The 20,454-nt window shown below is 64.0% G+C and carries 20 protein-coding genes and 1 pseudogene; 8 read left to right on the top strand and 13 right to left on the bottom strand.

The window, feature by feature from the left end; translation table 11 throughout:
• Positions 1 to 70 precede the first annotated feature (70 nt).
• From CXY73_RS15435 to CXY73_RS15450, 4 genes are read right to left on the bottom strand one after another with little or no spacing between them, the layout of a single operon-like run.
• On the bottom strand, positions 71 to 940 hold the full coding sequence (locus CXY73_RS15435) for an ABC transporter permease (RefSeq protein ID WP_104178190.1): 870 nt from the start codon (positions 938 to 940) through the stop codon (positions 71 to 73).
• Complete coding sequence (locus tag CXY73_RS15440) at positions 927 to 1,895, bottom strand: ATP-binding cassette domain-containing protein (RefSeq protein ID WP_233198381.1); 969 nt, start codon at positions 1,893 to 1,895, stop codon at positions 927 to 929. Before CXY73_RS15440 ends, CXY73_RS15435 begins: the two co-directional genes overlap by 14 nt.
• Positions 1,896 to 1,932: 37 nt before the next feature.
• On the bottom strand, positions 1,933 to 3,090 hold the full coding sequence (locus CXY73_RS15445; RefSeq protein ID WP_104178191.1) for a DUF2092 domain-containing protein: 1,158 nt from the start codon (positions 3,088 to 3,090) through the stop codon (positions 1,933 to 1,935).
• Positions 3,091 to 3,140: 50 nt separating this feature from the next.
• Positions 3,141 to 3,545, bottom strand: a complete 405-nt coding sequence (locus tag CXY73_RS15450) for a hypothetical protein (protein ID WP_104135014.1) — start codon at positions 3,543 to 3,545, stop codon at positions 3,141 to 3,143.
• Between the two features lie 83 nt (positions 3,546 to 3,628).
• Here CXY73_RS15450 and CXY73_RS15455 point away from each other — a divergent pair, with 83 nt between their 5' ends.
• Positions 3,629 to 4,507: a hypothetical protein gene (locus CXY73_RS15455; protein ID WP_104134986.1), complete on the top strand. Its 879-nt coding sequence runs from the start codon at positions 3,629 to 3,631 to the stop codon at positions 4,505 to 4,507.
• 3 nt (positions 4,508 to 4,510) lie between these two features.
• Here CXY73_RS15455 and CXY73_RS15460 read toward each other — a convergent pair whose 3' ends face one another.
• From CXY73_RS15460 to CXY73_RS15465, 3 genes are all read right to left on the bottom strand, one after another.
• Positions 4,511 to 5,449 (bottom strand): DnaJ domain-containing protein, encoded by a 939-nt coding sequence (locus CXY73_RS15460; RefSeq protein WP_104178192.1) that lies wholly within the window; start codon positions 5,447 to 5,449, stop codon positions 4,511 to 4,513.
• A gap of 129 nt (positions 5,450 to 5,578) precedes the next feature.
• The gene (locus CXY73_RS22375; protein ID WP_199184242.1) at positions 5,579 to 5,743 is read right to left on the bottom strand and encodes a hypothetical protein; all 165 of its coding nucleotides are present in this window, start codon (positions 5,741 to 5,743) and stop codon (positions 5,579 to 5,581) included.
• A 91-nt stretch (positions 5,744 to 5,834) separates the two neighbouring features.
• Positions 5,835 to 6,554 (bottom strand): SOS response-associated peptidase, encoded by a 720-nt coding sequence (locus CXY73_RS15465; protein WP_104178193.1) that lies wholly within the window; start codon positions 6,552 to 6,554, stop codon positions 5,835 to 5,837.
• Positions 6,555 to 6,627: 73 nt separating this feature from the next.
• Here CXY73_RS15465 and CXY73_RS15470 point away from each other — a divergent pair, with 73 nt between their 5' ends.
• Both CXY73_RS15470 and CXY73_RS15475 read left to right on the top strand, forming a co-directional pair.
• The gene (locus tag CXY73_RS15470) at positions 6,628 to 7,464 is read left to right on the top strand and encodes a DUF3097 domain-containing protein (protein ID WP_104134989.1); all 837 of its coding nucleotides are present in this window, start codon (positions 6,628 to 6,630) and stop codon (positions 7,462 to 7,464) included.
• A 309-nt stretch (positions 7,465 to 7,773) separates the two neighbouring features.
• Positions 7,774 to 7,977, top strand: a complete 204-nt coding sequence (locus CXY73_RS15475; protein WP_035840308.1) for a cold-shock protein — start codon at positions 7,774 to 7,776, stop codon at positions 7,975 to 7,977.
• A 71-nt stretch (positions 7,978 to 8,048) separates the two neighbouring features.
• Here the strand turns inward: CXY73_RS15475 and CXY73_RS15480 are convergent, their stop codons facing one another.
• Positions 8,049 to 8,528, bottom strand: coding sequence for an Lrp/AsnC family transcriptional regulator (locus CXY73_RS15480; RefSeq protein WP_092107921.1), 480 nt, complete (start codon positions 8,526 to 8,528; stop codon positions 8,049 to 8,051).
• Positions 8,529 to 8,682: 154 nt separating this feature from the next.
• On the opposite strand from CXY73_RS15480, the pseudogene CXY73_RS15485 reads away from it, so the two are divergent.
• Positions 8,683 to 9,836 (top strand): annotated as a pseudogene (locus CXY73_RS15485) (PLP-dependent aspartate aminotransferase family protein).
• Here the strand turns inward: CXY73_RS15485 and CXY73_RS15490 are convergent.
• A complete protein-coding gene (locus CXY73_RS15490) occupies positions 9,833 to 11,650 on the bottom strand; it encodes a DEAD/DEAH box helicase (RefSeq protein ID WP_104178194.1) in 1,818 nt (605 codons plus the stop codon). The pseudogene CXY73_RS15485 and the gene CXY73_RS15490 sit on opposite strands and share 4 nt — an antisense overlap.
• Positions 11,651 to 11,737: 87 nt before the next feature.
• Between CXY73_RS15490 and CXY73_RS15495 the strand changes: the two genes are divergently transcribed.
• Positions 11,738 to 12,526: an SGNH/GDSL hydrolase family protein gene (locus CXY73_RS15495; protein ID WP_104178195.1), complete on the top strand. Its 789-nt coding sequence runs from the start codon at positions 11,738 to 11,740 to the stop codon at positions 12,524 to 12,526.
• A 65-nt stretch (positions 12,527 to 12,591) separates the two neighbouring features.
• On the opposite strand, the gene CXY73_RS15500 is transcribed toward CXY73_RS15495, so the two are convergent.
• Positions 12,592 to 13,827, bottom strand: a complete 1,236-nt coding sequence (locus CXY73_RS15500; RefSeq protein WP_104178196.1) for a D-alanyl-D-alanine carboxypeptidase family protein — start codon at positions 13,825 to 13,827, stop codon at positions 12,592 to 12,594.
• A 44-nt stretch (positions 13,828 to 13,871) separates the two neighbouring features.
• The gene (locus CXY73_RS15505; protein WP_104178197.1) at positions 13,872 to 14,681 is read right to left on the bottom strand and encodes an RNA methyltransferase; all 810 of its coding nucleotides are present in this window, start codon (positions 14,679 to 14,681) and stop codon (positions 13,872 to 13,874) included.
• Between the two features lie 131 nt (positions 14,682 to 14,812).
• On the opposite strand from CXY73_RS15505, the gene CXY73_RS15510 reads away from it, so the two are divergent.
• Both CXY73_RS15510 and CXY73_RS15515 read left to right on the top strand, forming a co-directional pair.
• Complete coding sequence (locus CXY73_RS15510) at positions 14,813 to 15,736, top strand: Sir2 family NAD-dependent protein deacetylase (RefSeq protein WP_104134995.1); 924 nt, start codon at positions 14,813 to 14,815, stop codon at positions 15,734 to 15,736.
• Positions 15,737 to 15,791: 55 nt separating this feature from the next.
• Positions 15,792 to 16,394, top strand: a complete 603-nt coding sequence (locus tag CXY73_RS15515) for a histidine phosphatase family protein (protein ID WP_158253011.1) — start codon at positions 15,792 to 15,794, stop codon at positions 16,392 to 16,394.
• Between the two features lie 113 nt (positions 16,395 to 16,507).
• Here CXY73_RS15515 and CXY73_RS15520 read toward each other — a convergent pair whose 3' ends face one another.
• Together CXY73_RS15520 and CXY73_RS15525 are read right to left on the bottom strand one after the other, a co-directional pair.
• On the bottom strand, positions 16,508 to 17,572 hold the full coding sequence (locus CXY73_RS15520) for a glycosyltransferase family 1 protein (RefSeq protein ID WP_104178198.1): 1,065 nt from the start codon (positions 17,570 to 17,572) through the stop codon (positions 16,508 to 16,510).
• Positions 17,569 to 18,531: an alpha/beta fold hydrolase gene (locus CXY73_RS15525; protein ID WP_369831249.1), complete on the bottom strand. Its 963-nt coding sequence runs from the start codon at positions 18,529 to 18,531 to the stop codon at positions 17,569 to 17,571. The genes CXY73_RS15520 and CXY73_RS15525 overlap by 4 nt, the downstream gene beginning before the upstream one ends.
• Before the next feature lie 118 nt (positions 18,532 to 18,649).
• Between CXY73_RS15525 and treS the strand changes: the two genes are divergently transcribed.
• Entirely contained in the window at positions 18,650 to 20,347 is a 1,698-nt protein-coding gene (gene treS, locus CXY73_RS15530) for a maltose alpha-D-glucosyltransferase (protein WP_104178200.1), read from the top strand.
• Positions 20,348 to 20,454 lie beyond the last annotated feature (107 nt).

Consider the following 20,454-nt stretch of genomic DNA (forward strand, 5'->3'; position numbering starts at 1 on the left):
AACGAGGACTGGTTGAGACAGTTCACAATGCCGGATCCCAAGGATCCGGCATTGTCTCATTGACGAGGGGTTACGACAAGATGTCCTTGGTCACGAATCGACTGTAAGCCAAAGCCCCGAAAACGGCGACGTAGCAAACCTGCACGATCGCATTCTGGCCGAACGAGCCAAGGTCGAGCGGCTGCCGCAGCAGGTCGGCGAAGCCAAGCCAGTAGTGGCTGAACAGCCAAGGGTGCAGCCAGTCGAGCTGTGGGATGACGTCGAGAAGCTGCGCGACGACCGAAACGACGATCGTCGCAGCCATGGCTCCAACGGGCACATCGGTGAGGGTGGAGATGAACAGTCCGATCATGGACAGTCCTAGCAGCGACACTGTGACATATGCGGCCACCAGCAGGGACCGCCACAGCGACTCGGTCACGCTGATGGTGTCGCCGGAGAGCAGCGTCACCGGTCCGACCGGGAACAGGGCTGCGCCGATGAGGGCGCCGGACACGGTCAACGTCAGCGTGGCGACCAGGCAGAACAGGGCAGCGCCCGCGTACTTGATCAGCAGCAGCCGTACGCGGCCGGTTGGGGCCACCAGGAGGTAGCGCAGGGTGCCGAGGCTTGCCTCCCCCGCGATGGTATCTCCGGCGACAACACCGATGGTGAGCGGCAGAAACAGAGGAATGGCGACCACCATGGCGGTGAAGCCGACAAACAGGCCGTTCTGGCTGACCCGGTCGAGGAACGGCGGCCCCTCCCCCGGGTCCAGCGTCGACGACGACAGGCGCACAGCCACGGCGAGCAGGGTCGGGATGAGCGCCACGGCGGCGAGCATGGCCCAGGTGCGACGACGACGAAACAGTACGGAGATCTCCGAGCCGAGCAGATCCCAGCCTCCCACGCGCGCCCGCGTGTGCGTCTGCGTCTGCGGCAGGAATTCACTGGACGACATCAAAACCCTCCCCGGTCAGTGCGACGAATCGTTCTTCCAGGCTGGGTTCCTCGATGGCGAAACCTCGGATGCGCACGCCACCGGCCACGAGAGCCGTCACGATAGCCTCCGGCTGCCAGTTGGTGTCCCCGAGCAGCGCGATGACGACCTCGTCGGCCGCATCGCTCGTGGCGAGTACGGGATCGAGTCCGAGGTGAGTGAGCACCCGCAACGCGCCGGCGGCATCCGGTGTGCGCAGGTGGACCCGTGATTCGCCGACCTGCCGCAGCTGGGCCAGGGTGCCCTGCGCGACGAGGCTGCCCGCACTCATCACGGCGGCGTGCGTGCACATCTGCTCAACCTCGGCGAGCAGATGGCTGGAGACGAACACGGTCGTGCCCTCGGCGGCCAGCGAGTGCACGAGGCTGCGCACTTCACGGGTGCCCTGCGGGTCGAGGCCGTTGGTGGGCTCATCGAGCACCAGCAGCTCGCGTGGGAGGAGGAGGGCGTTGGCGATGCCGAGCCGCTGCTTCATCCCCAGCGAGTACGCGTGCACCTTTTTATCGGCAGCGTGGGAGAGACCGACCCGTTCGAGGGCACCCTGAACCCTGGCCCGGCGGGTGCCGCGTGGGGCGAACCGATCGGCGGTGTCGAGACGACGCAGGTTGGCCGCACCGGACAGAAACGGGTAAAAGGCCGGACCTTCGACGAGGGCGCCGACGTGGGGCAGGACCTCATGCAGTCGGGCGGGCATGGACTGACCGAGCACGCTAATGGTGCCACTCGTCGCCAGACTGAGCCCGAGCAGCATGCGGATGCTCGTCGTTTTGCCCGATCCGTTAGGCCCGAGAAAACCGAAGACCGAGCCGCGCGGAACCATGAGGTCGATGCCATTCACTGCCGTTTGCGAGCCAAATTTCTTAGCGAGTCCCCGGGTCTCGATCGCCAGGCCCTGAACCTGGGTTTCGCCGGTCACAGTGCCGTGCGCAGGATGCCGGCCCCGGACACCGGTGTCACTCCGCGGCTGCCTGGAGCGCGGCGAGCGGAACCGCGCCGGTGAACACCCGCCCGTCGTTGCTCAGGAATACCGTCACAAGGGAGGTGGTCAGGGCACGGCCACCGTCGACGGTCGTAGTCAGCTGGTCAAGCAAGGGGTTGTCGGTGACCTCGGCCGGCATGGCTGCTGCCGGCACCTCGACGATGGTGGACCAGCCGGCACCCGTCACGACGGGAACCTCGTCCGCTGCCGGGCTGTGATCGCCCGGCTGGTCGCCGGTAGCGCCTTCCGTCGGAGACGGCATGGCCTGTTCCGTCACTGTGGCGGTGGCCGGGGGCGTGAAGTCGAACAGGCCGGCGTTCGGGGCCGCGAAGTCGATGGCGGTGAAACCGACCTGCACTGCCGGCGCGGTCTGGCCCTGGGCCAGCACGGTCACCTGCAGCGGCAGCCCGGTCGCGGAATCAACGGCGATAGAAACTGATGCGACGAGCGTGTCGGTCTTCAGCGTCTCGTTCGTTCGTGGCGTGAAGACCAGTTGGTACACGTTGCGCCCCGCGATGCGGGCGTCGGTGCCGACCGAGACCGTCGTACTTGGATCGAGCTCGTCCAAGAAATGCTCGGCGAGCTCAGCCGGATTCGCGAGATCAGTGGGCAACTGTGACTTCAGTTCGGCGGACTTCGCCTGGGCACTAGCTTCGAGGTCAAGGCTCAGGTGGATCGCCGCGTTCGTGCTGGAGTCGTACAGCCAGACGTCGCTGCCGTTGTGCACAATATCACGTTCGGCCATGTGGTCCTTGATCTGCACCCGGGACTGGCTTTCGCCGCCAACATACAGTCGAAATTCGTGCGAACCGCTCAGGAGTTCTAGGGCCGTGGTCATTCCCAGGGGGATGGCGCCGTCGGTACTTTCGGGCAGGGCTTTCGACATGGAGTCGCTCATGCCCGCGCTGAGGTCTAGCGACGGAAGGCCCAGGTCAGCCGACTGTTCAACGGTTCCCGAGAATGCCGACACGGTGCTGTCGTTCACTAGGGCAAGAACCTGTTCCGGCGTCTTGCTGGGCAGATCGACGGTGGCACCGGCCTGGAACGGCACAGCGATCACGGCAGCGACGACGACTGCTGGAACGACCAACGCTGGCAGCCAGCCAAGAGAATTGCGAGACACGAGCTTCATACCGCGATCGTACGCCCCGGCGCCGCGCTCGAACGATGGAGTCAGCGTATTTACAGGTCCCCGGAAGGGCTATCGCGGGTCGGTTCGCTCCGGCTCGGCGCTTCATCGGTGATGCCGATGAATTGGCTGCCGATGCCGTCGCACTCGTTGCGCGCGAGTCCTTTGGCCGGATCGGGCAGTTCATCCGCCCCGTGGTTCGAGCAGGTGATATAGGTAAACGTCGGCCACCACTTCTTGGGCCGCACGGCCTCGGTATAGCCACAGATGGTGCAGGTGAGCTGCACCCAGACCGGCTTCTTTCCGGTGCGGTTCGCGCGCGACTGCAGTAACCAGGCCGGCGGCTCGGCTTCCAGCCTGACCAGCTGTGCCTCGCTCAGGCGCGAGGGAATGCCGTGGCGGGTGGCCATTTCCAGGGGGATATCCAGGCGCAGTGCTACTTCTCGTCGCGTAATCATCTCAAATAACGATAGGCGTTTTTTGCGGGCCGCGCGGAGCATCCGTTCTCAGCAGGTGCCCATGACTATGGGAGAATGACCCAATGCCAAACACTCCGTCCCCGCTGGGGCTGCTCCTGGACGTAGACGGGCCGATTGCGAGCCCGATCACCCGCACGATCAGTACGCCGAGCATCGTGTCCGATCTAATCACCCTGGCCGGCGCGCACGTGCCGATCGCCTTCATCACGGGGCGGTCCGCCGATTTCATTCGCGAGCAGGTCGTCGCTCCGCTCGTGGCCGGGGGGTTGCCCGAGAACTTTCGCATGTATGGGGTCTGTGAAAAGGGTGCTGTCTGGTTTCCGATCAGCACCGAAGGCATGGGCACTGTCGTGGTTGATCGGGCCGTCGCCCTGCCGTCGGCCGTCACCGACGAGGTGCGCCAGCTGGTCGCCACCTCGTTCGCCGCCGAGATGTTCTTTGACGAGACAAAGCAGGCGATGATCTCCGTTGAGCAGCGCACCGATGTCAGCCGGGAGGCCTTTCAGGCCCGCCAATCTGCGTTCAACGTCGCCGCCTTCGCCATTATGGTCAAGCACGGGCTCGGCGTTCGATTCGAAGACCTCGAAAGCGCGGACGCCTCCGGGCAGATTCCGTTTCGGCTGGACGCCACCATCATCTCGACGGATATCGAATCGGTTACCCTGGACAAGGACCATGCAGCTCAGCGAGCCCTCGCCTACTTCGCCGAGAGCGGTCCGCTGCCCCGGTTGTGGCGGTCGGTGGGTGACTCGCGCAGCGACTACCGCATGGCCGACCACCTGCACGAGGCCGGTTACGACGTGTCACACGTCGACGTTAGACCGTCCGATGGAATTCTCGACCGGCCGTATCCGGTCATCGTCATCGGTGATCAAATTCACGATGAAGCCGGGGCGACTTTTCTGCACTACTGGGTCGACCAGCTGGCGCTGCCCGCCTAATAGTCAGGTATTAACGAAGCGGATACCGTTCTGCAGCGTGCTGCGCAACTCGAAAACCTTCTCGAAGCTGCCTCGTTCCATGCCGACCAGTCCCTCGCGCAGTACACCAACCAGTCGTGACCTGGGGATTCCGATGATCATCGGGCGACGGCCACGCTTCGGCAGGGACACCGCTTCGTCGAGAGTGCCGTCCGGCAGCACGATAATGAGGGCGGTGAAACGTACCTTGAGAGCGCGCGTGATCGACTTCGCAGCGTCTTCGAACTGATGGATCGGGCGATCATCTGGGCCCTGGTCGTCGCCGACCAGTTCACCGCGCCGCAGCTGCACCGGGCCACCCCAGTCTTCGGAGAGGATACCGAACAGTCCGGCCGGCCCGAGAATGATGTGGTCGAGCTTGTCGGTCTGCGGGCCGGTGTCGATGTCGTGCCAGGCGGTGAATCCGATGCCGAGGTTGGCCACGACTTGAGCGGTGGCCTCCTCCGCGAGGGCCTTGGCGAGGCAATGCCGCACGAGACGGGGGGCGCTGCGGATCAGGGCCGGGGCGTACGGGTCGTCGATGACGGTGCCACGGCCGGCCCATTCGCGCACGAGATCGAGGTATCTCAGGCGCGCCTGCCCGCCGGGGTGACCGTGCATGCGGGTTTTCAGGCTGGATTTCGTGGCCGGGCCGCGGGCGGCAGAGGCGGCGTAGGCGGCGTAGGCATCCACTTCTGGATCGGGCTCACCGAAGCGACGGCGATCGTAGGCCGCCCGGTTATCGGGCGTGCCAACGTGTTCCCAGGCCAACTGCACGGCATGAAACCTGATCGCGCTGCCTCCGACGTCGGGGTGCGTTTGGCGCAGGAGCAGTCGGTAGGCGCGGTGCAACTCGTCGTTGGTCGCCGTCGGGCTCACACCGAGCACCTCATAGGGGGTGGATGCGGCCGGGCTGTCATGCATCCTGGACAATACCTTTCTGCGGGTGCGGGCAGACCGTCACATAGACGATCCGAGGATTCACCGTATCGTGGGAATCTGACATCCCGCCGAGGGCGCCGGTCGCTCTACAGCCAGGGTTCAGCGCAATCGCTAGTCGCGCAGCAGGTGGAAGGGGATTGCCATGGAGAGGGATACGCAAAGAATTCCGGCCACGAAGGTCAGTCCCATCAGCGACGTGACGGAGAACGCCAGACCGAACAACCAGAGGCCGAGGACGAAGATCGCGAACGCGACGATGAAGGCGACAATGTTCATAGGAAACCCTTTCACGGCAGTGCCCGGTGTTTTCGCCCAGCAACTGGTTTGAACGTACTTATTCGAGCGTACCGGCTGGGGCCGGTCGGAATTACAGGAAATCGCCGGCGATCGCGTCGAGCGGCTCGATCAGCTCGGGTCCGTTCCCGACCACCGGAGCGACCTCGTAAAAGTTGAGTGATTCCACGACCTCACGGGATGCGGCCACAGCAGCATCGACGAGCGTCTGGTCGCCGTCCGTAACCGGATCCAGCCACTGATCCCACCACTCCTCAGGCAGGGGAACCGGGGTGCGGTCGTGAATCTGCGTGAGCGGGCCCAGGGCCTCCGTCGTCAAGATTGCGGCTGACAGCACCCACCGCGCGGGATCGTCGTCGGCAGCCGCCGGATTCTTCCACCAGGAGTACAAGCCAGCGAAGGCGAGCGGCAGACCGTCATCCGAGTGGATGAAAAACGGCTTCTTCGTGGTTCCGTCGGTGTGCCACTCGAAGTAACCGGTAGCCGGCACGAGGGCCCGACGGGAACGCACCGACGTTTTAAAGGTCGGTTTCTCGGCGGCGGTCTCGGCCCGCGCATTGAAGGTTGGAAACTTCGAGGTGGGCTCGGTGGCAAAGGACGGAATCAGGGACCAGCGCGCCGATTCCAGCCGGCGCACGGCCGGATCGGTGCGCGCTGACTCGAGCACGATGGGAATCTGCTCCGTGGGCCGAATATTCCAGGACGGCTCCGGCAGGTTCTCCCCCTCATGCTCGACGTCGAACATGGCGGCCAGATCGGGCGCCGTATCGGTAATGATGAATCGACCACACATGTCTCCAGAATACCGCGGCCCGCCCGAGCACGGCGCGGAGTGCACGAGACGACAATCGACTAGCGTCGGTGCAATGGACGATCGATATAGCGAAGACGTACTCTCCCCCGGCTGGCGCGAGGCCGGTCGCATCATTATCCCCATCCAGGAAGCGACCAGGGACCTCGTGGTGGAAGAGATCGCAACCGGGTTCTGCGGCGCAATCATTGGGGTCGAGAAGAAGATCGTCACGCTGGAGGACCGGCACGGCAAGCTGCGCTTGTTTCCGCTCGGCTCCGGGTTTCTCATCGACGGCAAACCGGTCACGCTGATAGCTCCGACCATGGCGGCAGCCCTCGGCCGGGTGCGCACCGCTTCGGGCTCAACCGCGGTTCCGAATGCCCCGGCGCGCGTCGCGCGGGCTAGCCGGATCTTCGTCGAGGGCCGGCACGACGCCGAACTCGTCGAGAAAGTCTGGGGTGCCGACCTGCGTATCGAGGGCGTCATCGTCGAGTACATCGAGGGCGTAGACAACCTGGATGAGATTCTGCGCGAGTTCCGGCCTGGCCCTGAACGCCGGGTCGGCGTGCTCGTTGACCACCTCGTGCCGGGGTCCAAGGAGAGTCGCATTGCCAAGGCCGTGGCGCGCGGCCCGTTTGCGGCGAACGTGCTGGTGGTGGGGCATCCCTTTGTCGACGTCTGGCAGTCGGTGAAACCGGCTCGCGTTGGCCTCGCCGCGTGGCCCGAGATAACGCGGAGCATCGAGTGGAAGCACGGAATCTGCGCGGCGCTCGGCTGGCCACACGAGGAGCAGGCCGATATCGCCCGGGCGTGGCAGCGTATCCTCGGCCAGGTGGGCACTTTTGCCGACCTGGAGCCGCAAATTCTTGGCCGGGTGGAACACCTGATCGACTTTGTGACAGCGCAATGACGGTTTGCTCGTCGTTTTCGGTGATCTCGCAATCGCAGTCATTCCCAGTGGTAGACCCGCAGTTCACCCCTTTTCCACAGCAAATGACACGCTATCCGGTAAAAAATACGCTGAATTCCGAAACCATCCAGACTTGTGGGCTAGTGTTGGATTCGAAGTTGTAGTGCTTGCACGTCTTAAACGCACTGATTGTGATTCATCTGGATCATAGTTAGTGCGCCACATTCCTTTCGGAAGCGGACGACGAATACCGCGACGAACGGTCCCGACAGTCGGGGCCGGTCTAACACTCCTGGAGGAGTTTTACAAATGGCAACAGGTACCGTGAAATGGTTCAACGCTGAAAAGGGCTTCGGCTTTATCGCACCCGACGACGGAAGCGCCGATGTTTTCGCGCACTACTCCGCGATCGCGTCGAATGGCTACAAGTCCCTCGATGAGAACCAGAAGGTCGAGTTCGAGGTAACCCAGGGCCCCAAGGGTCCTCAGGCCGAGAACATCCGCGCCCTCTAAATAGAGCTTGCGAAGAACGCTCCCCGCTTCGGCGGGGGGCGTTCTCGCTTTAACCGTTCCGGTGAATTGCCCTATTTGACCAGGTCCTGCCAGCCATCACCGTCGACGTACTCAAAGATCAGGTTGGTCTCGGTGTGGGCGACGGCCGGATGCTCCGCAAGATGCTCGAGCACAAAGTCGCGCAGGTGCGAGGCATCCGCTGCGGCCACGTGCAGCAGGTAATCGTCGGCACCAGCGGTGTGGAATAGCCCGATCACGCCGGGCCAGTGCGGGGCGGCGTTGCGAAAGTCATCGATCTGCACCCGGGCATGCTTGGCCAGCCGCACCGAGATGAGCGCCTGCAGGCTGGCCCCGAGCGCGGCCAGGTCGATATTGGCCCGATACCCGCGAATGTGGCCCAGCTGCTGCAGCCGACGCAGGCGCAGGGATACGGTGGACTCGGCGACTCCGATTTCGCTCGCGAGCGCCGCTCCCGAAGCTCTAGCGTTGACCGACAGCGCGCGCAGTAGTGCACGGTCGACCCGGTCGAGTTCCGGCTTCTTCGATTCCATCAACAGACTCCCTTATTTCTAGCAAGTTTATGCGATTCGGCTCAGTGATTTGCAAGGGTCTGCAAAGTCACTTGTGTTCAGGGGCAGAACCTGTTTCTGTTGGCTCATGTTGCCACCGCTGTCACATATCGAAACAGTTGCCGTGCACGCCGGAATGGATGGTCTTACCGAGGCTGATACCCACGTTCCGGGGATTGATTTGTCGACCACGAACCCGCTACGCGGAGTGGAGTCTGGCGGGGATTCATACGAAAATCTCGCCACCGGCGGCACGCCGGGACCCAGCGATTCCGCGGTCTACCAGCGATTGTGGCAGCCGGGCGTCGCCCGGTTTGAGAACGCACTGTCTGCCCTGGAACGGACCGAGGGCACCGTTGCCTTCGCCACCGGAATGGCGGCCCTGACCGCGACCCTGATCGCCACAGTCACGGCCGGCAAGCCACACATTGTGGCGCTGCGTCCCGTGTACGGTGGAACCGATCATGTTCTCGCGAGCGGGCTGCTCGGCACGACGGTCACCTTCACCGACCTGGCCGGCGTTGGTGCGGCCATCCGCTCAAACACCGGCCTGGTAATTCTAGAATCACCGGCTAACCCGACGCTCGAATTGACCGACATCCAGGCGGTGGCGGATGCTGCCGGGACGGTTCCCGTGCTGGTGGACAACACCTTCGCGACGCCCGTGTTGCAGCGCCCGGTCGAGTCGGCGCCACGCTCGTGCTGCACAGTGCGACCAAGTTTCTCGGCGGGCATGGTGATGCCATGGGCGGCACGGTGTCTGGCGCCGCCGAGTGGATGGTGCGGCTGCGTCAGGTGCGCGCGCTGACCGGCGGCCTGCTGCAGCCGTTCAACGCGTATCTGCTGCATCGCGGGCTGCGCACCCTGCCGATTCGGGTGCGCGCCCAGCAGGCTAGCGCTGGCGAGATCGCTGACCGGCTCAGCGCCCACCCGGCATTGACCCAGGTGCTCTATCCCGGGCTGCCCGGCCAGGACCCGCAGGGACTGATCGGCCGGCAGAGCGCCGGGGCCGGGTCTCTAATCGCGCTCGATCTCGGCTCTTTTACCGCGGCTGTGCGCTTCACCGAGGCTCTGCGACTGATCACCCACGCGGTGTCGCTCGGCGGGGTCGATTCGCTCGTGCAGCATCCGGCCTCGCTCACGCACCGACCTGTGGCGGCTGATGCACGGCCGGGGGCCGGCATCGTGCGGCTGTCGATCGGGCTCGAGCACGTCGACGATCTCATGGACGACATCCTCACCGCGCTGATGGTCGCCCGGGTACCGATAGGAGCGGTCGCGACGGCCTAGCTGCGGCCGAGGCGGCGGCGCAGCAGGTCGATGCGCATCTGCAGCTGAGTCACGCTGGCCTGAGCGACGGCGGGCCCGCCACAGATCCGACGCATCTCCGCGTGGATCATGCCGTGCGGTTCGTTGGCGAGCTTCGACCACATGCCCACGAGGCTGGACAATAGGGTGCGCTGTTCTTTGAGTGTGCGGTAGAGGGGCGGCGGTTCGAGCGGGGCGATCTCCCCCGTCACCGGGTCCTTGCGCTTGTCGGTCGACCGTTTGGACTGACGGGATTGGCGTTGCCGCAGCAGCTCCGACACCTGTTCCGGTTCGAGCAGGCCCGGGATTCCGATGAAGTCGAATTCCTCATCGGTGCCTGGTTCAGCGAGCTCGCCGAATTCGTCACCGTCGAACATGACCATGTCGAAGGTGGCCTGCGAGTCGAGGGCCTGCCAGGTGAAGTCGTCCAGGCCGAGGTCGTCTGACGCCTTGTCCTCCTTGTTCGCCGCAGCGACCATGGCATCTTCGGGGTTATACATGCCGTCGTCGCCGTCTTCACGGTTGCTGCGGTCGAGGGCGTGGTCGCGTTCCAGTTCGAGCGTGTTGGCCAGGCTGAGCAGCCCGGGAACGTTGGGCAGAAAAATGGATGCTGTTTCACCGCGTCGGCGGGCCCGCACGAATCGTCCGATCGCCTGGGCGAAGTACAGCGGTGTGGCCGCGCTGGTCGCGTAGACGCCGACGGCAAGGCGCGGCACGTCGACGCCCTCAGACACCATGCGCACGGCGACCATCCACCGACGGGTGTTCTTGGAGAACTCGTCGATCCGGTCGCTGGCTTCTTTCTCGTCGGAGAGCACAATCGTGACCGGTTCACCGCAGATGTCCTCGAGGATGACGGCGTAGGCGCGTGCGGTGGTCTGGTCGGTCGCAATGACGAGGCCACCGGCATCCGGGATGCCGTGCCGTACCTCGGTCAAGCGGGAATTCGCGGCACGCAGTACCGATGGAATCCAATGCCCGCTGGGCTCAAGCGCGGTGCGCCAGGCTTGGCTGGTGATGTCCTTGGTGTTGCCCTCGCCGAGTTTGGCTTCCATCTCGTCGCCGGCCCGGGTTCGCCATTTCATGTGTCCGGCGTAGACCATGAACATGACCGGGCGCACCACACCGTCGGCGAGGGCCCGGCCGTAGCCATAGGCGTAGTCGCTCTGCGACATGCGGATGCCGTGCTTGTCTGGCAGGTAGCTGACGAACGGGATCGGCGAGGTGTCCGAGCGAAACGGGGTGCCGGTGAGTGAGAGACGACGGGTGGCCGGGCCGAAGGCCTCGCGAATCGCGTCGCCCCAGCTGAGGGCGTCTCCCCCGTGGTGAATTTCATCGAGGATCACCAAGGTACGGCTGGATTCGGTGAGCTGTTTGTGCAGGGCAGCGCGGGCTGCCACTTGGGCGTAGGTGACGACGACGCCGTGATAATGGCTGCCGTAGCTACGGTCGGCGTTCTTGAACATAGGATCGAGACGGATGCCGGCGCGCGCCGCAGCATCCGCCCACTGGTTCTTGAGATGCTCGGTCGGCGCCACAACGGTGATGCGGTCGATCGTGCGGCGAGAGCGCAGTTCAGCGGCCAAGCGCAGGGCGAAAGTGGTCTTTCCGGCTCCCGGTGTGGCTGCGGCGAGGAAATCGCGTGGCTCGTGCACGAAGTAGGCCTCGAGCGCCTCGGCCTGCCAGGCGCGTAGCTTGCCGGCTGTACCCCAGGCCGCGCGTTCTGGGAAAGACGGCGACAGGTGTTCGGCTGCACTCGTTCCCTGTGCTGGGCCGAAAACCGATGGAGTATTCACTTCTCATAAAGCTACCAAAGACCACCGACCTTCGTAACCGACGGCACTGTTTGCACTAATGACACCGGGTTCAGAGAGAATGGTTTGATGACGAAGCAACAGCATCCATGGTCGCGCTACGTCGCGCTCGGCGATTCGTTCACCGAGGGTATCGGTGACCCGGAAGATCAGAGCCCCGGTGGGCACCGGGGCTGGGCTGACCGGGTCGCCGAGGTATTGAGCGAAGGGACCGATGATTTCGCCTATGCCAACCTGGCCGTGCGCGGCAAACTCATCCGACAGATCGCCGACGAACAAATCGAGCCGGCGCTGGCTCTACGCCCGGACCTGATCACGATTTCGGCCGGTGGCAACGACGTCATTCGCCCCGGAACCGATCCGGACTTCATCGCGGCCCGTTGCGATGAGGTGATTTCCGGGCTCCGCCGGGACGGTGCGACGGTCGTGCTGTTCACCGGAGCCGACGTGGGATTCTCTCCCGTGTTTCGCAGCATTCGCGGCAAGGTCGCGATCTACAACGAGAACATCCGGGCGATCGCGACGAAGTACGACTGCATCGTGGCCGACATGTGGCAGCTCACCGAAATTCAGGATTCGCGCATGTGGGCGCCCGACCGGCTACACCTCAACGCGCTCGGACACCACACCGTGGCGCGCATGGTGTTGCAGACCCTCAATGTGAAGAACTCGTTGGAGCCGAGCGAGCCGGAGCCGATGCCCGGAACAACCTGGCGGCAGGCCCGCACCGAAGATTTCGCCTGGGCGAGAGAATACCTGATGCCGTGGGTGCTGCGTCGGGTGCGCCACCAGTCCTCCGGTGATCACGTACTGCCCAAGCGCCCCGAAGTCGGCCCGTCCACGCTCCCGCGCGTCTGACCCGTCTTTCTATCCGGGCCCGGACCGTGCCACGGGTGGGCAGCTGGGCGGGTCAGCCGGGCGGGTCAGCCGGCGGCGAGTTCGCCCGGGTGGCCCATGCGCCAGGCCGGGCCGGGATCGGTGACGCTGTCCTGAAGTTCGAGCGGCACCGTCACCGGAGATCCCGTTCCGATCGTGAACGACACCTCGCCGACGTCGTCGCCGGCACGTCCCAGCTGCAAATCGGTCGCCGTCACGGATCCTGAAATAGGTGAGTCTGACCAGACCAAAGCGGATACCGCCCGCGCGGCGACGATATCGCTCACGTCACCCCACTTAGTCGTGTAACTGCCGAACACGGCGCCTTCCTCGGTTAGTACGACGTCCTGGAAACCGGGCTGCACACTCTCGATCAGCGCGCTGATCGCCGAATTGAGTTCGGAATGGGTGTCGCCACCCAGCACCACTCCAACGAGCGTGACAGTGTTGTCGCCGACGATGAAATCAGTGGAAAAGAGCAGGCAGGCGCCCGCGACATCCGTTGTACCGGTCTTGATGCCGTCGACGCCGTCGCGGCCTAGCAGTTTGTTGGTATTGGTGATCGTGCCAATGACCGGTAGCACCGCCGAGGGCAGGGCGACTATTTCGGCTAGGGACGGGTGGCCGACGACGAGCTTTCCGATCTCGACGAGGTCGGCTGGGGTACTTACGCTGGCCGTTGATATTCCGCTCGTGTCCGCGACACTGGTCTGGGTCAGGGCGTTGTCGGCTAGCCAGGTGGTGGCGGCCGCCAAATAATTATCGACGGATCCGTAGGCCCAGACCGCGAGCGAGGCGGCATAGTTATTGGCTGACGGGAGCAGCATCGCCTCAAAGGCCTCACGCTGAGTGAGCACCATGCCGGAAACGACGGGGGCCGCCGATCCGTTCTCGGCGATCACATCGTAGTAGATATCCACATCAGCATCCGTGAAGGTGATATTGGGCCCGGCCTCACCGACGCCGAGCGGCTTCGCGTCGAGAATCACCAGGGCGGTGACCATCTTGGTGATGCTTGCGATCGGTACCGTGTTCTGGTCGCCGCTCGAAGCAAGCACGCCGGGGAGACCGACCGCGCCGATCGCACTGCTACCAAAGGCCGGCCAAGTCAGTGCGGCGACCGGCTGGGTCAACGATGCCGGCTGCACGATCGTGGCAGCGCTCTCTGGAACCGGAGCGAGGTTGGTGGCGCCGACATAGCCGACGCCGCCCAAAACCACGAGCAGAACGCTGGCGACGGCGAGTCTACGCCGTCGGAGGATGATACGACGGGAGGGAGACATCCGCTCAGCCTAACTTCTTCATCGCGCTCGGCGAGTCGGCGCGCTCACGCGCGCGTACGCAGCGCGTATAGCGCGACCGCGCTCGCGGAGGCGACGTTGAGCGAGTCGACGCCGTGCAACATCGGAATGGTCACGACCGTGTCGGCAGCTTCGAGTGCGTGCCGGCTGAGCCCGTCGCCCTCGGCACCGAGGATGATCGCCAGCCGTTCGGGCATCGCCTCGGCAAACACGTCGAGGGAGATCGCGTTGTCGGTCAGTGCCAGCGCCGCCAGGTGAAAGCCGGCAGCGTGAAGCAGCGGGGTGGCCACCCTCCATTCCGGGAGGCGGGTCCACGGCACCTGCAACACCGTGCCCATGCTCACCCGCACGCTGCGCCGGTAGAGCGGGTCGGCGCAACGCGGGGTGATCAGCACGGCATCGGCGCCGAGCCCGGCTACGGAGCGAAAGATGGCCCCGACGTTGGTGTGGTCGACGATGTCTTCGAGGATCACGATGCGGCGGGCATGGGTGAGAAGCGCCTCGACCGGCTCGAGCACCGGCCGGTGCATCGCGGCGAGGGCACCGCGGTGCAGGTTGTAGCCGGTGAGTTGTTCCAGCACGCTCGCCTCGCCGACATACACCGGTACTTCGGGCCAATCGGCGAGTAAACGCTCGGCGTCGAGCATCCACTGTTCCTGAATGAGCAGGGAACGCGGAAGATGACCGGCCCGGAGAGCACGAGCAATGACCTTGGGCGACTCGGCGATATAGAGGCCGCCGGCCGGTTCCAGCACTCGTCGCAGGGCGACGTCGGTCAAACGCGAATAGTCGGCCAGACCCGGGCTGGACAGGTCGGTAATGCGGGTGATTTGCACGGAAAAGTGCCTTTCCAGAAGGGGTATTGGGCTCAAGCCTGACAGGTGGGTAGTCAAACGGGAAAACAGACGAGTTTAGAATCAAGAGACCAGTATTTTTTGCTGTCCGTCTCTGCCCGAAAGGAACGCCGATGACTGCCGATTCGGTCGTGCCCAGCGACACGGTCCTGGTGGACGCGCTTGAGCCTACCGATGGTCCCGACGCCGCCGCCGCACTCGCCTCAGCGGTGGCCCTCGATTCCGAGCGGGCAGTGGATGCCGTCGCCACGCTCCTGCGCGGCAAGCGTGCCGCAGTGCTCACCGGCGCCGGCCTCAGCACCGATTCGGGGATTCCCGACTATCGCGGGGAAGGCGCGCCGAAGCGCACGCCGATGACTTTTCAGACCTTCGTCGTCGACGAACGATCCCGCAAAAGGTATTGGGCCGGCAGCCACGTGGGCTGGAGCGTGTTTCGACGGGCCGAACCCAACCTCGGACACCGCTCACTCGTACAGCTGGAAAGCGCCGGCGCCATTGCCGGCGTCATCACCCAAAACGTCGACGGACTTCACACCCGAGCGGGATCGCGCCATGTGGTCGAGCTGCACGGGTCCCTCGACCGGGTCATCTGCCTGGCCTGCGGGCAGGCATTCGGCCGGGACAGCATTGCTGCCCGGCTCGAGGCCGCCAACCCGATTCTGCGTGATTCGGACAGCATCCGAATCGCTCCGGATGGCGATGCCGACGTGGGCAACATCGACGACTTCGTGGTGCCGGACTGCACGGTCTGCGGCGGCATGCTCAAGCCCAGGGTGGTCTTTTTCGGCGAACTCGTGCCGACGGAAACGTTTTTGGAGGCATCCGCTTTGATTCAGGCGGCGGACGCGCTGATCGTTGCCGGGTCGTCGCTCGCGGTGAATTCGGGCATCCGTCTGGTCGAACAGGCGCGACGCCGCAAGCTACCGATCATCGTCATAAACCGTGGGGCGACCAAGGGTGACGGACGAGCCCTGCACAAGCTCGAGGCCGGAACCAGTGAAACCCTCGCCGCACTGGCCGACCGGCTGCTGGGCTGATCGGGCTTGTGCGCGGCCCAGGCAATCACCGACCGATGAATCGGGGCAATCATTCGTGACCAGGTTCTCCATTGTGCGTCATGGCCAGACCGACTGGAATCTACATCAGCGAATCCAGGGCAGCACCGACATTCCCCTCAACGCTACCGGGCGCGCCGAGGCCGTCGCCGCCGCTGAGCGTCTGCAGAGCAGGCGGTGGGATGCCATCGTGACCAGCCCGCTGTTGCGCGCCGCGGAATCGGCCAGAATTATTGCCGCGGAGCTCGGGTTGGAGGAACCCGAGGTGGTTCCCGCCCTGACCGAACGTCACCACGGCGCCATCGAAGGCCTCACTTTCGCCGAGCGTCAACACCGTTTTCCCGACGGTGTCCCCGTTCCTGGACTCGAGACCCGCCGCGACGTCATTGACCGGGTGCTCGGGGCATTATCAGCACTTGCCGTCGGGCGTACTGGCCAATCCGTTCTCGTATTGAGTCACGGCGGCATCATCGGAACGCTGCTGCGTCACCTCACGGACGGCGACCGTCCCCGGCACGGCGAGTACATCGCCAATGGGTCCGTGCACGACTTCTCCTGGGCGGACGATCAGCTGCTGCTCACCCACTTCGACGCGGCGACGCGCGAGCCGGGCGACCGAGGCTCGTCTCCGGTGCTCTGACCCCGACCGGATCACCCTACGAGCCGGCCGAGCACAACGCGTCGCGCGGGATCTACGCCAGTGCGCCGAAGTTGGGCGCAACTCCCGTGCACCGCGAAAGTGCTGCGCTTTGATTACGCCGAACGCTCCTCCAGCACCTCGAGCAGCGTGCGTGCCGACTTGGCCCAGGTAAAGCGGGCGGCCTGCTCCACCGACCGAGCGGACCGGGCCGCCCACTCCCCCGGTTCTGCCAGGCTTCGAACTGCCGTGGCAATGCTTTCCGCATTGCGCGGGTCGAAATACAAGGCCGCCGAGCCGCCGATCTCCCGAAAAATGGGAATGTCACTGACCACGACGGGAATTCCAAGGCTCATCGCTTCGACCAGGGGAATTCCGAAGCCCTCATCGAGCGAGGCGGTCACCAGCGCGGTCGCCGATCGCAACAGCCGGTGGTATTCGTCATCGCTGACCCCGTAGTGAAAGACCAAGCGCGCCTGCGGGGCACGTCGCCCCAGTCGGGAACGATCGGCCTGAGACACCCGGCTGAGCAGGTGCAGCTCGTATTCCGGCAGGTCGGCCATGGCCAGAACCAGGGTATCGAGGTTCTTGTACGGCATAAACGAGCCCATATAGACGAGCCGGGTGGTCTCCGGAATGCTGCGATGACGCAACGTCCCCATAACAGGATCGGCAGCGTTGGCCACCACAGTGACCGGTCGCCGGGTGAGCCGGTGCTCTGTGATCAGCGCTCGGGTGGTTTCGGACACGGTAACGACGCCGTCGGCACCGTTGAGCAGCATCCGTTGTGGCCACCAGGAAAGATGGTAAGCCCGCCAGAGCAGCCGGATAAACGCGGGCAGATCATGCGGTGGTGTGCGGTTATGGTAATAAATGAGGTCGTGCACGGTCAGAAACAGCCGATACTTGCGTCTCCACGAGCCCATGGTTTGCATTGGACTGAACACCACATCAGGCTTCAACCGGTTGACCGACAATGCGATCAGCGGTTCAAGTAAACTGGTCGGTGCCCGCACGAGCTGCCACGGCAAGGCCGGCAGCATCGCCAATTGCCGATGGTCGCTGATCAGCATGGTAAGCGGATGCAGCCGGCCGAGTTCGGTCACCAGGCCAGCGGTGTACCGGCTGATGCCGTCGTGCTGATCCAGCCGGATGTACCGGCAGTCGACCACGATTCTCACTCCGGTCGCTCCTCGGCAAGAAATTCACGGATGTAGGTGGCCGCCGGTTTTGGCGTTTCATAGTGGATAAGGTGGCCCACGTTGTCGATGACGCGCAGGGTCGCATTCGGAAACAAGCTCCGCAGCCGAAGTTGCGCCGCGAGCGGCGTGATGTCGTCGCGGTCGGCCGCGATCAGCAACGTCGGCTGCGGAATGCGTGCCGCGAATTCGCTCACGTCATGGCTGACCGAGGCGGTGAACGCCGCCATGACCACCTTCCGGGAGGCGAAGGCACTGAAGTATCGATCGTGCTGATTGTGGATCCAGCGGCGCACCGCCGGGTCCCGCGTTTTCGCCATGCTCACGCTCATGACGCGCACGATAGCTCGGTTCTGCAGCAGTGCGTAGCCCCACCGCTCCGGAAGGGATGCGGCGGCCCAGTAATAGAAGATGGCCAGCCGGGTGAGAATTCCGCGTGGTCCGGACAATGCCGGAGCGGCGATCGGGTTGACCAGAACGACGTCGGCGGCGGCCAGCCCCTCGGCGACAGCCGCGGCGACCACGATCGACCCGAAGGAGTGCCCAAGCACGACCAGACGCCCCGTAGAGGCCAGTTCAGTGAGAAATTCATGCAGCCAGCGGGCGTATCCGGCCAGGGAATGGTCCCCGTCGGGGAGCGGCTCCGACCGGCCGAATCCGGGCAGGTCCGGTGCGATGATGCGCAGGGCGGGAGCTGCGGCATCCGTTTCGACGGCGCTGGAGGATTTACCGGCACCGAGCAACTCGGCCACGACCAGTTGCAATCCGTGGTGATCGCCCCGAAACCCGTGCACCAGCACGAGCGTGGTAGCGGCAGCGGGGTCACCGTATTCCCAGTACCGGGTGGTGCTGCTTCGCCCGTTGGCGCCGCGAACGGATGCCGTGAGCTCGCGCACCGTCAGGTCAGCCAAGACTTTGTCGTAGGGAGAAGAAACGTTCACCGGCCCTAGTTTAGGCGGGAGACTTGCGTGAAGCTGGACCTGCACTGGGTCGGCCGTTCTAGACTCGAACCACGACGCGGATCGAGATAGAGCCCTTTGCCGGGACGGAAGGACAGCCGTGAGTTTCACCGCCCCCATTCAGTTACCCGGTTTGGCACTCGATCCGCTGTGGTATCGCCGCGCCGTCTTCTACGAGGTGATGGTTCGCTCCTTCGTAGACAGCAACGCCGATGGATCCGGTGATCTCGCCGGGCTGGTATCGAAGCTCGACTACCTGCAGTGGCTCGGAATCGACGCCCTGTGGATTCCGCCGTTCTTCAACTCTCCGCTGAAAGACGGCGGCTACGACGTGGCCGACTACCGCACAATTTTGCCGGAATTCGGTACCCTCGAGGAATTCAAGGATCTCGTCACCAAGGCGCACGAACGTAACATGCGCATCCTGATCGACTTTCCGCTCAACCACACCTCGGACCAGCACGAATGGTTTCAGCAATCCCGCGAAGACCCGGACGGACCCTACGGTGACTTTTATGTCTGGAGCGACACTGACGAGCGCTACCCCAACATTCGCATCATCTTCACCGACACTGAGGAATCGAACTGGGCCTTCGACCCGGTGCGTCGCCAGTTCTTCTTTCACCGGTTCTTCTCGCACCAGCCCGACCTGAACTTCGAGCTCCCGGCCGTGCAGGAGGCGATCTTCGACGTCATTCGTTTCTGGCTCGACCTTGGCGTAGACGGCTTTCGGCTCGACGCGATCCCCTACCTGTTCGAGTCTGAAGAGGGCAACGGCGAGGGCGAGCCACCGACGCACGAGTTCGTCAAGCGCCTGCGGGCCATGGTCGACCGCGATTACCCGGGGCGGGTCATGATCGCCGAGGCCAACCAGTGGCCCCGAGAGGTCGCCGCCTTCTTCGGCACCGAGAAAGAACCGGAGTGCCACATGGCCTTCGACTTTCCGGTGATGCCACGCATCTTCTACTCGTTGCGTTCCCAGCAGGCCAATGAGCTGGTGCGGGTGCTCTCCGAAACGACCGACATTCCCGAGGGGGCGGGCTGGGGCGTATTCCTGCGCAACCACGACGAGCTCACCCTCGAGATGGTCAGCGAGGAATATCGGCAGGCTATGTATGGCTGGTACGCCTACGACCCGCGGATGCGCGCCAATATCGGCATCCGCAGACGGCTCGCTCCGCTGCTTGACAATTCGAGGGCCGAGCTGGAACTGGCCCATGCCCTGCTGTTTGCCCTTCCCGGCAGTCCGTTTCTTTACTACGGCGATGAGATCGGCATGGGCGACAATATTTGGCTGCCCGACCGGGACAGCTCACGCACACCGATGCAGTGGACCCCCGACCGTAATGCCGGTTTTTCGGATGCCGATCCGGGCAAGCTATTTCTGCCCATTGTGCAATCCCTCGTCTACAACTTCACCCAAACCAACGTGGAGTCACACCTGGCCCAATCGGGTTCGTTGCTGCACTGGATTCGCAATGTGATTCACGTGCGAAAAGCCCACCAAACCTTCGGCCTCGGCACCATCCGCGTGCTTAAAACCAACCATGAATCGGTATTGGTGTTCACGCGCAGCTACGCCGGTTCCGGTTCAATGTTCGGCGACCAGCCCGAAACCGTGATGTGTGTGTTCAGTTTCTCGCACAACCCGGTCGCATTTACGATCGACGACGTCGACATGGCCGGAACGCGGTTGTACGACCTGTTCGGTGGATCCGTCTTTCCGAGCTTCAATGAGGAGGGCTTACTCACGCTCACCCTGGGGGCGCAGAGCTTCTACTGGCTGCATTGCGGTTGACAGATCACGGCAAAAGAGCGGATGCTGCGAGCTGTGCAATTGCCCATCCGCTGTCCTTGTTGCCGCATCCGAGAGTACGTATCCTTAAAACTAGCAAGCTATCGCCC

This window comes from Cryobacterium sp. Y50 (assembly GCF_002929805.1).
Taxonomy (GTDB): domain Bacteria; phylum Actinomycetota; class Actinomycetes; order Actinomycetales; family Microbacteriaceae; genus Cryobacterium.

Coding starts and splice junctions, on each gene's coding strand:
- CXY73_RS15445 (WP_104178191.1), bottom strand. CDS start 3,090: ATGAAGCTCGTGTCTCGCAATTCTCTTGGCTGGCTGCCAGCGTTGGTC.
- CXY73_RS15495 (WP_104178195.1), top strand. CDS start 11,738: ATGACGAAGCAACAGCATCCATGGTCGCGCTACGTCGCGCTCGGCGAT.
- CXY73_RS15465 (WP_104178193.1), bottom strand. CDS start 6,554: ATGTGTGGTCGATTCATCATTACCGATACGGCGCCCGATCTGGCCGCC.
- CXY73_RS15480 (WP_092107921.1), bottom strand. CDS start 8,528: ATGGAATCGAAGAAGCCGGAACTCGACCGGGTCGACCGTGCACTACTG.
- CXY73_RS15460 (WP_104178192.1), bottom strand. CDS start 5,449: ATGCATGACAGCCCGGCCGCATCCACCCCCTATGAGGTGCTCGGTGTG.
- CXY73_RS15435 (WP_104178190.1), bottom strand. CDS start 940: ATGTCGTCCAGTGAATTCCTGCCGCAGACGCAGACGCACACGCGGGCG.
- CXY73_RS15510 (WP_104134995.1), top strand. CDS start 14,813: ATGACTGCCGATTCGGTCGTGCCCAGCGACACGGTCCTGGTGGACGCG.
- CXY73_RS15475 (WP_035840308.1), top strand. CDS start 7,774: ATGGCAACAGGTACCGTGAAATGGTTCAACGCTGAAAAGGGCTTCGGC.
- CXY73_RS15470 (WP_104134989.1), top strand. CDS start 6,628: ATGGACGATCGATATAGCGAAGACGTACTCTCCCCCGGCTGGCGCGAG.
- CXY73_RS15450 (WP_104135014.1), bottom strand. CDS start 3,545: ATGATTACGCGACGAGAAGTAGCACTGCGCCTGGATATCCCCCTGGAA.
- CXY73_RS22375 (WP_199184242.1), bottom strand. CDS start 5,743: ATGAACATTGTCGCCTTCATCGTCGCGTTCGCGATCTTCGTCCTCGGC.
- CXY73_RS15455 (WP_104134986.1), top strand. CDS start 3,629: ATGCCAAACACTCCGTCCCCGCTGGGGCTGCTCCTGGACGTAGACGGG.
- CXY73_RS15500 (WP_104178196.1), bottom strand. CDS start 13,827: ATGTCTCCCTCCCGTCGTATCATCCTCCGACGGCGTAGACTCGCCGTC.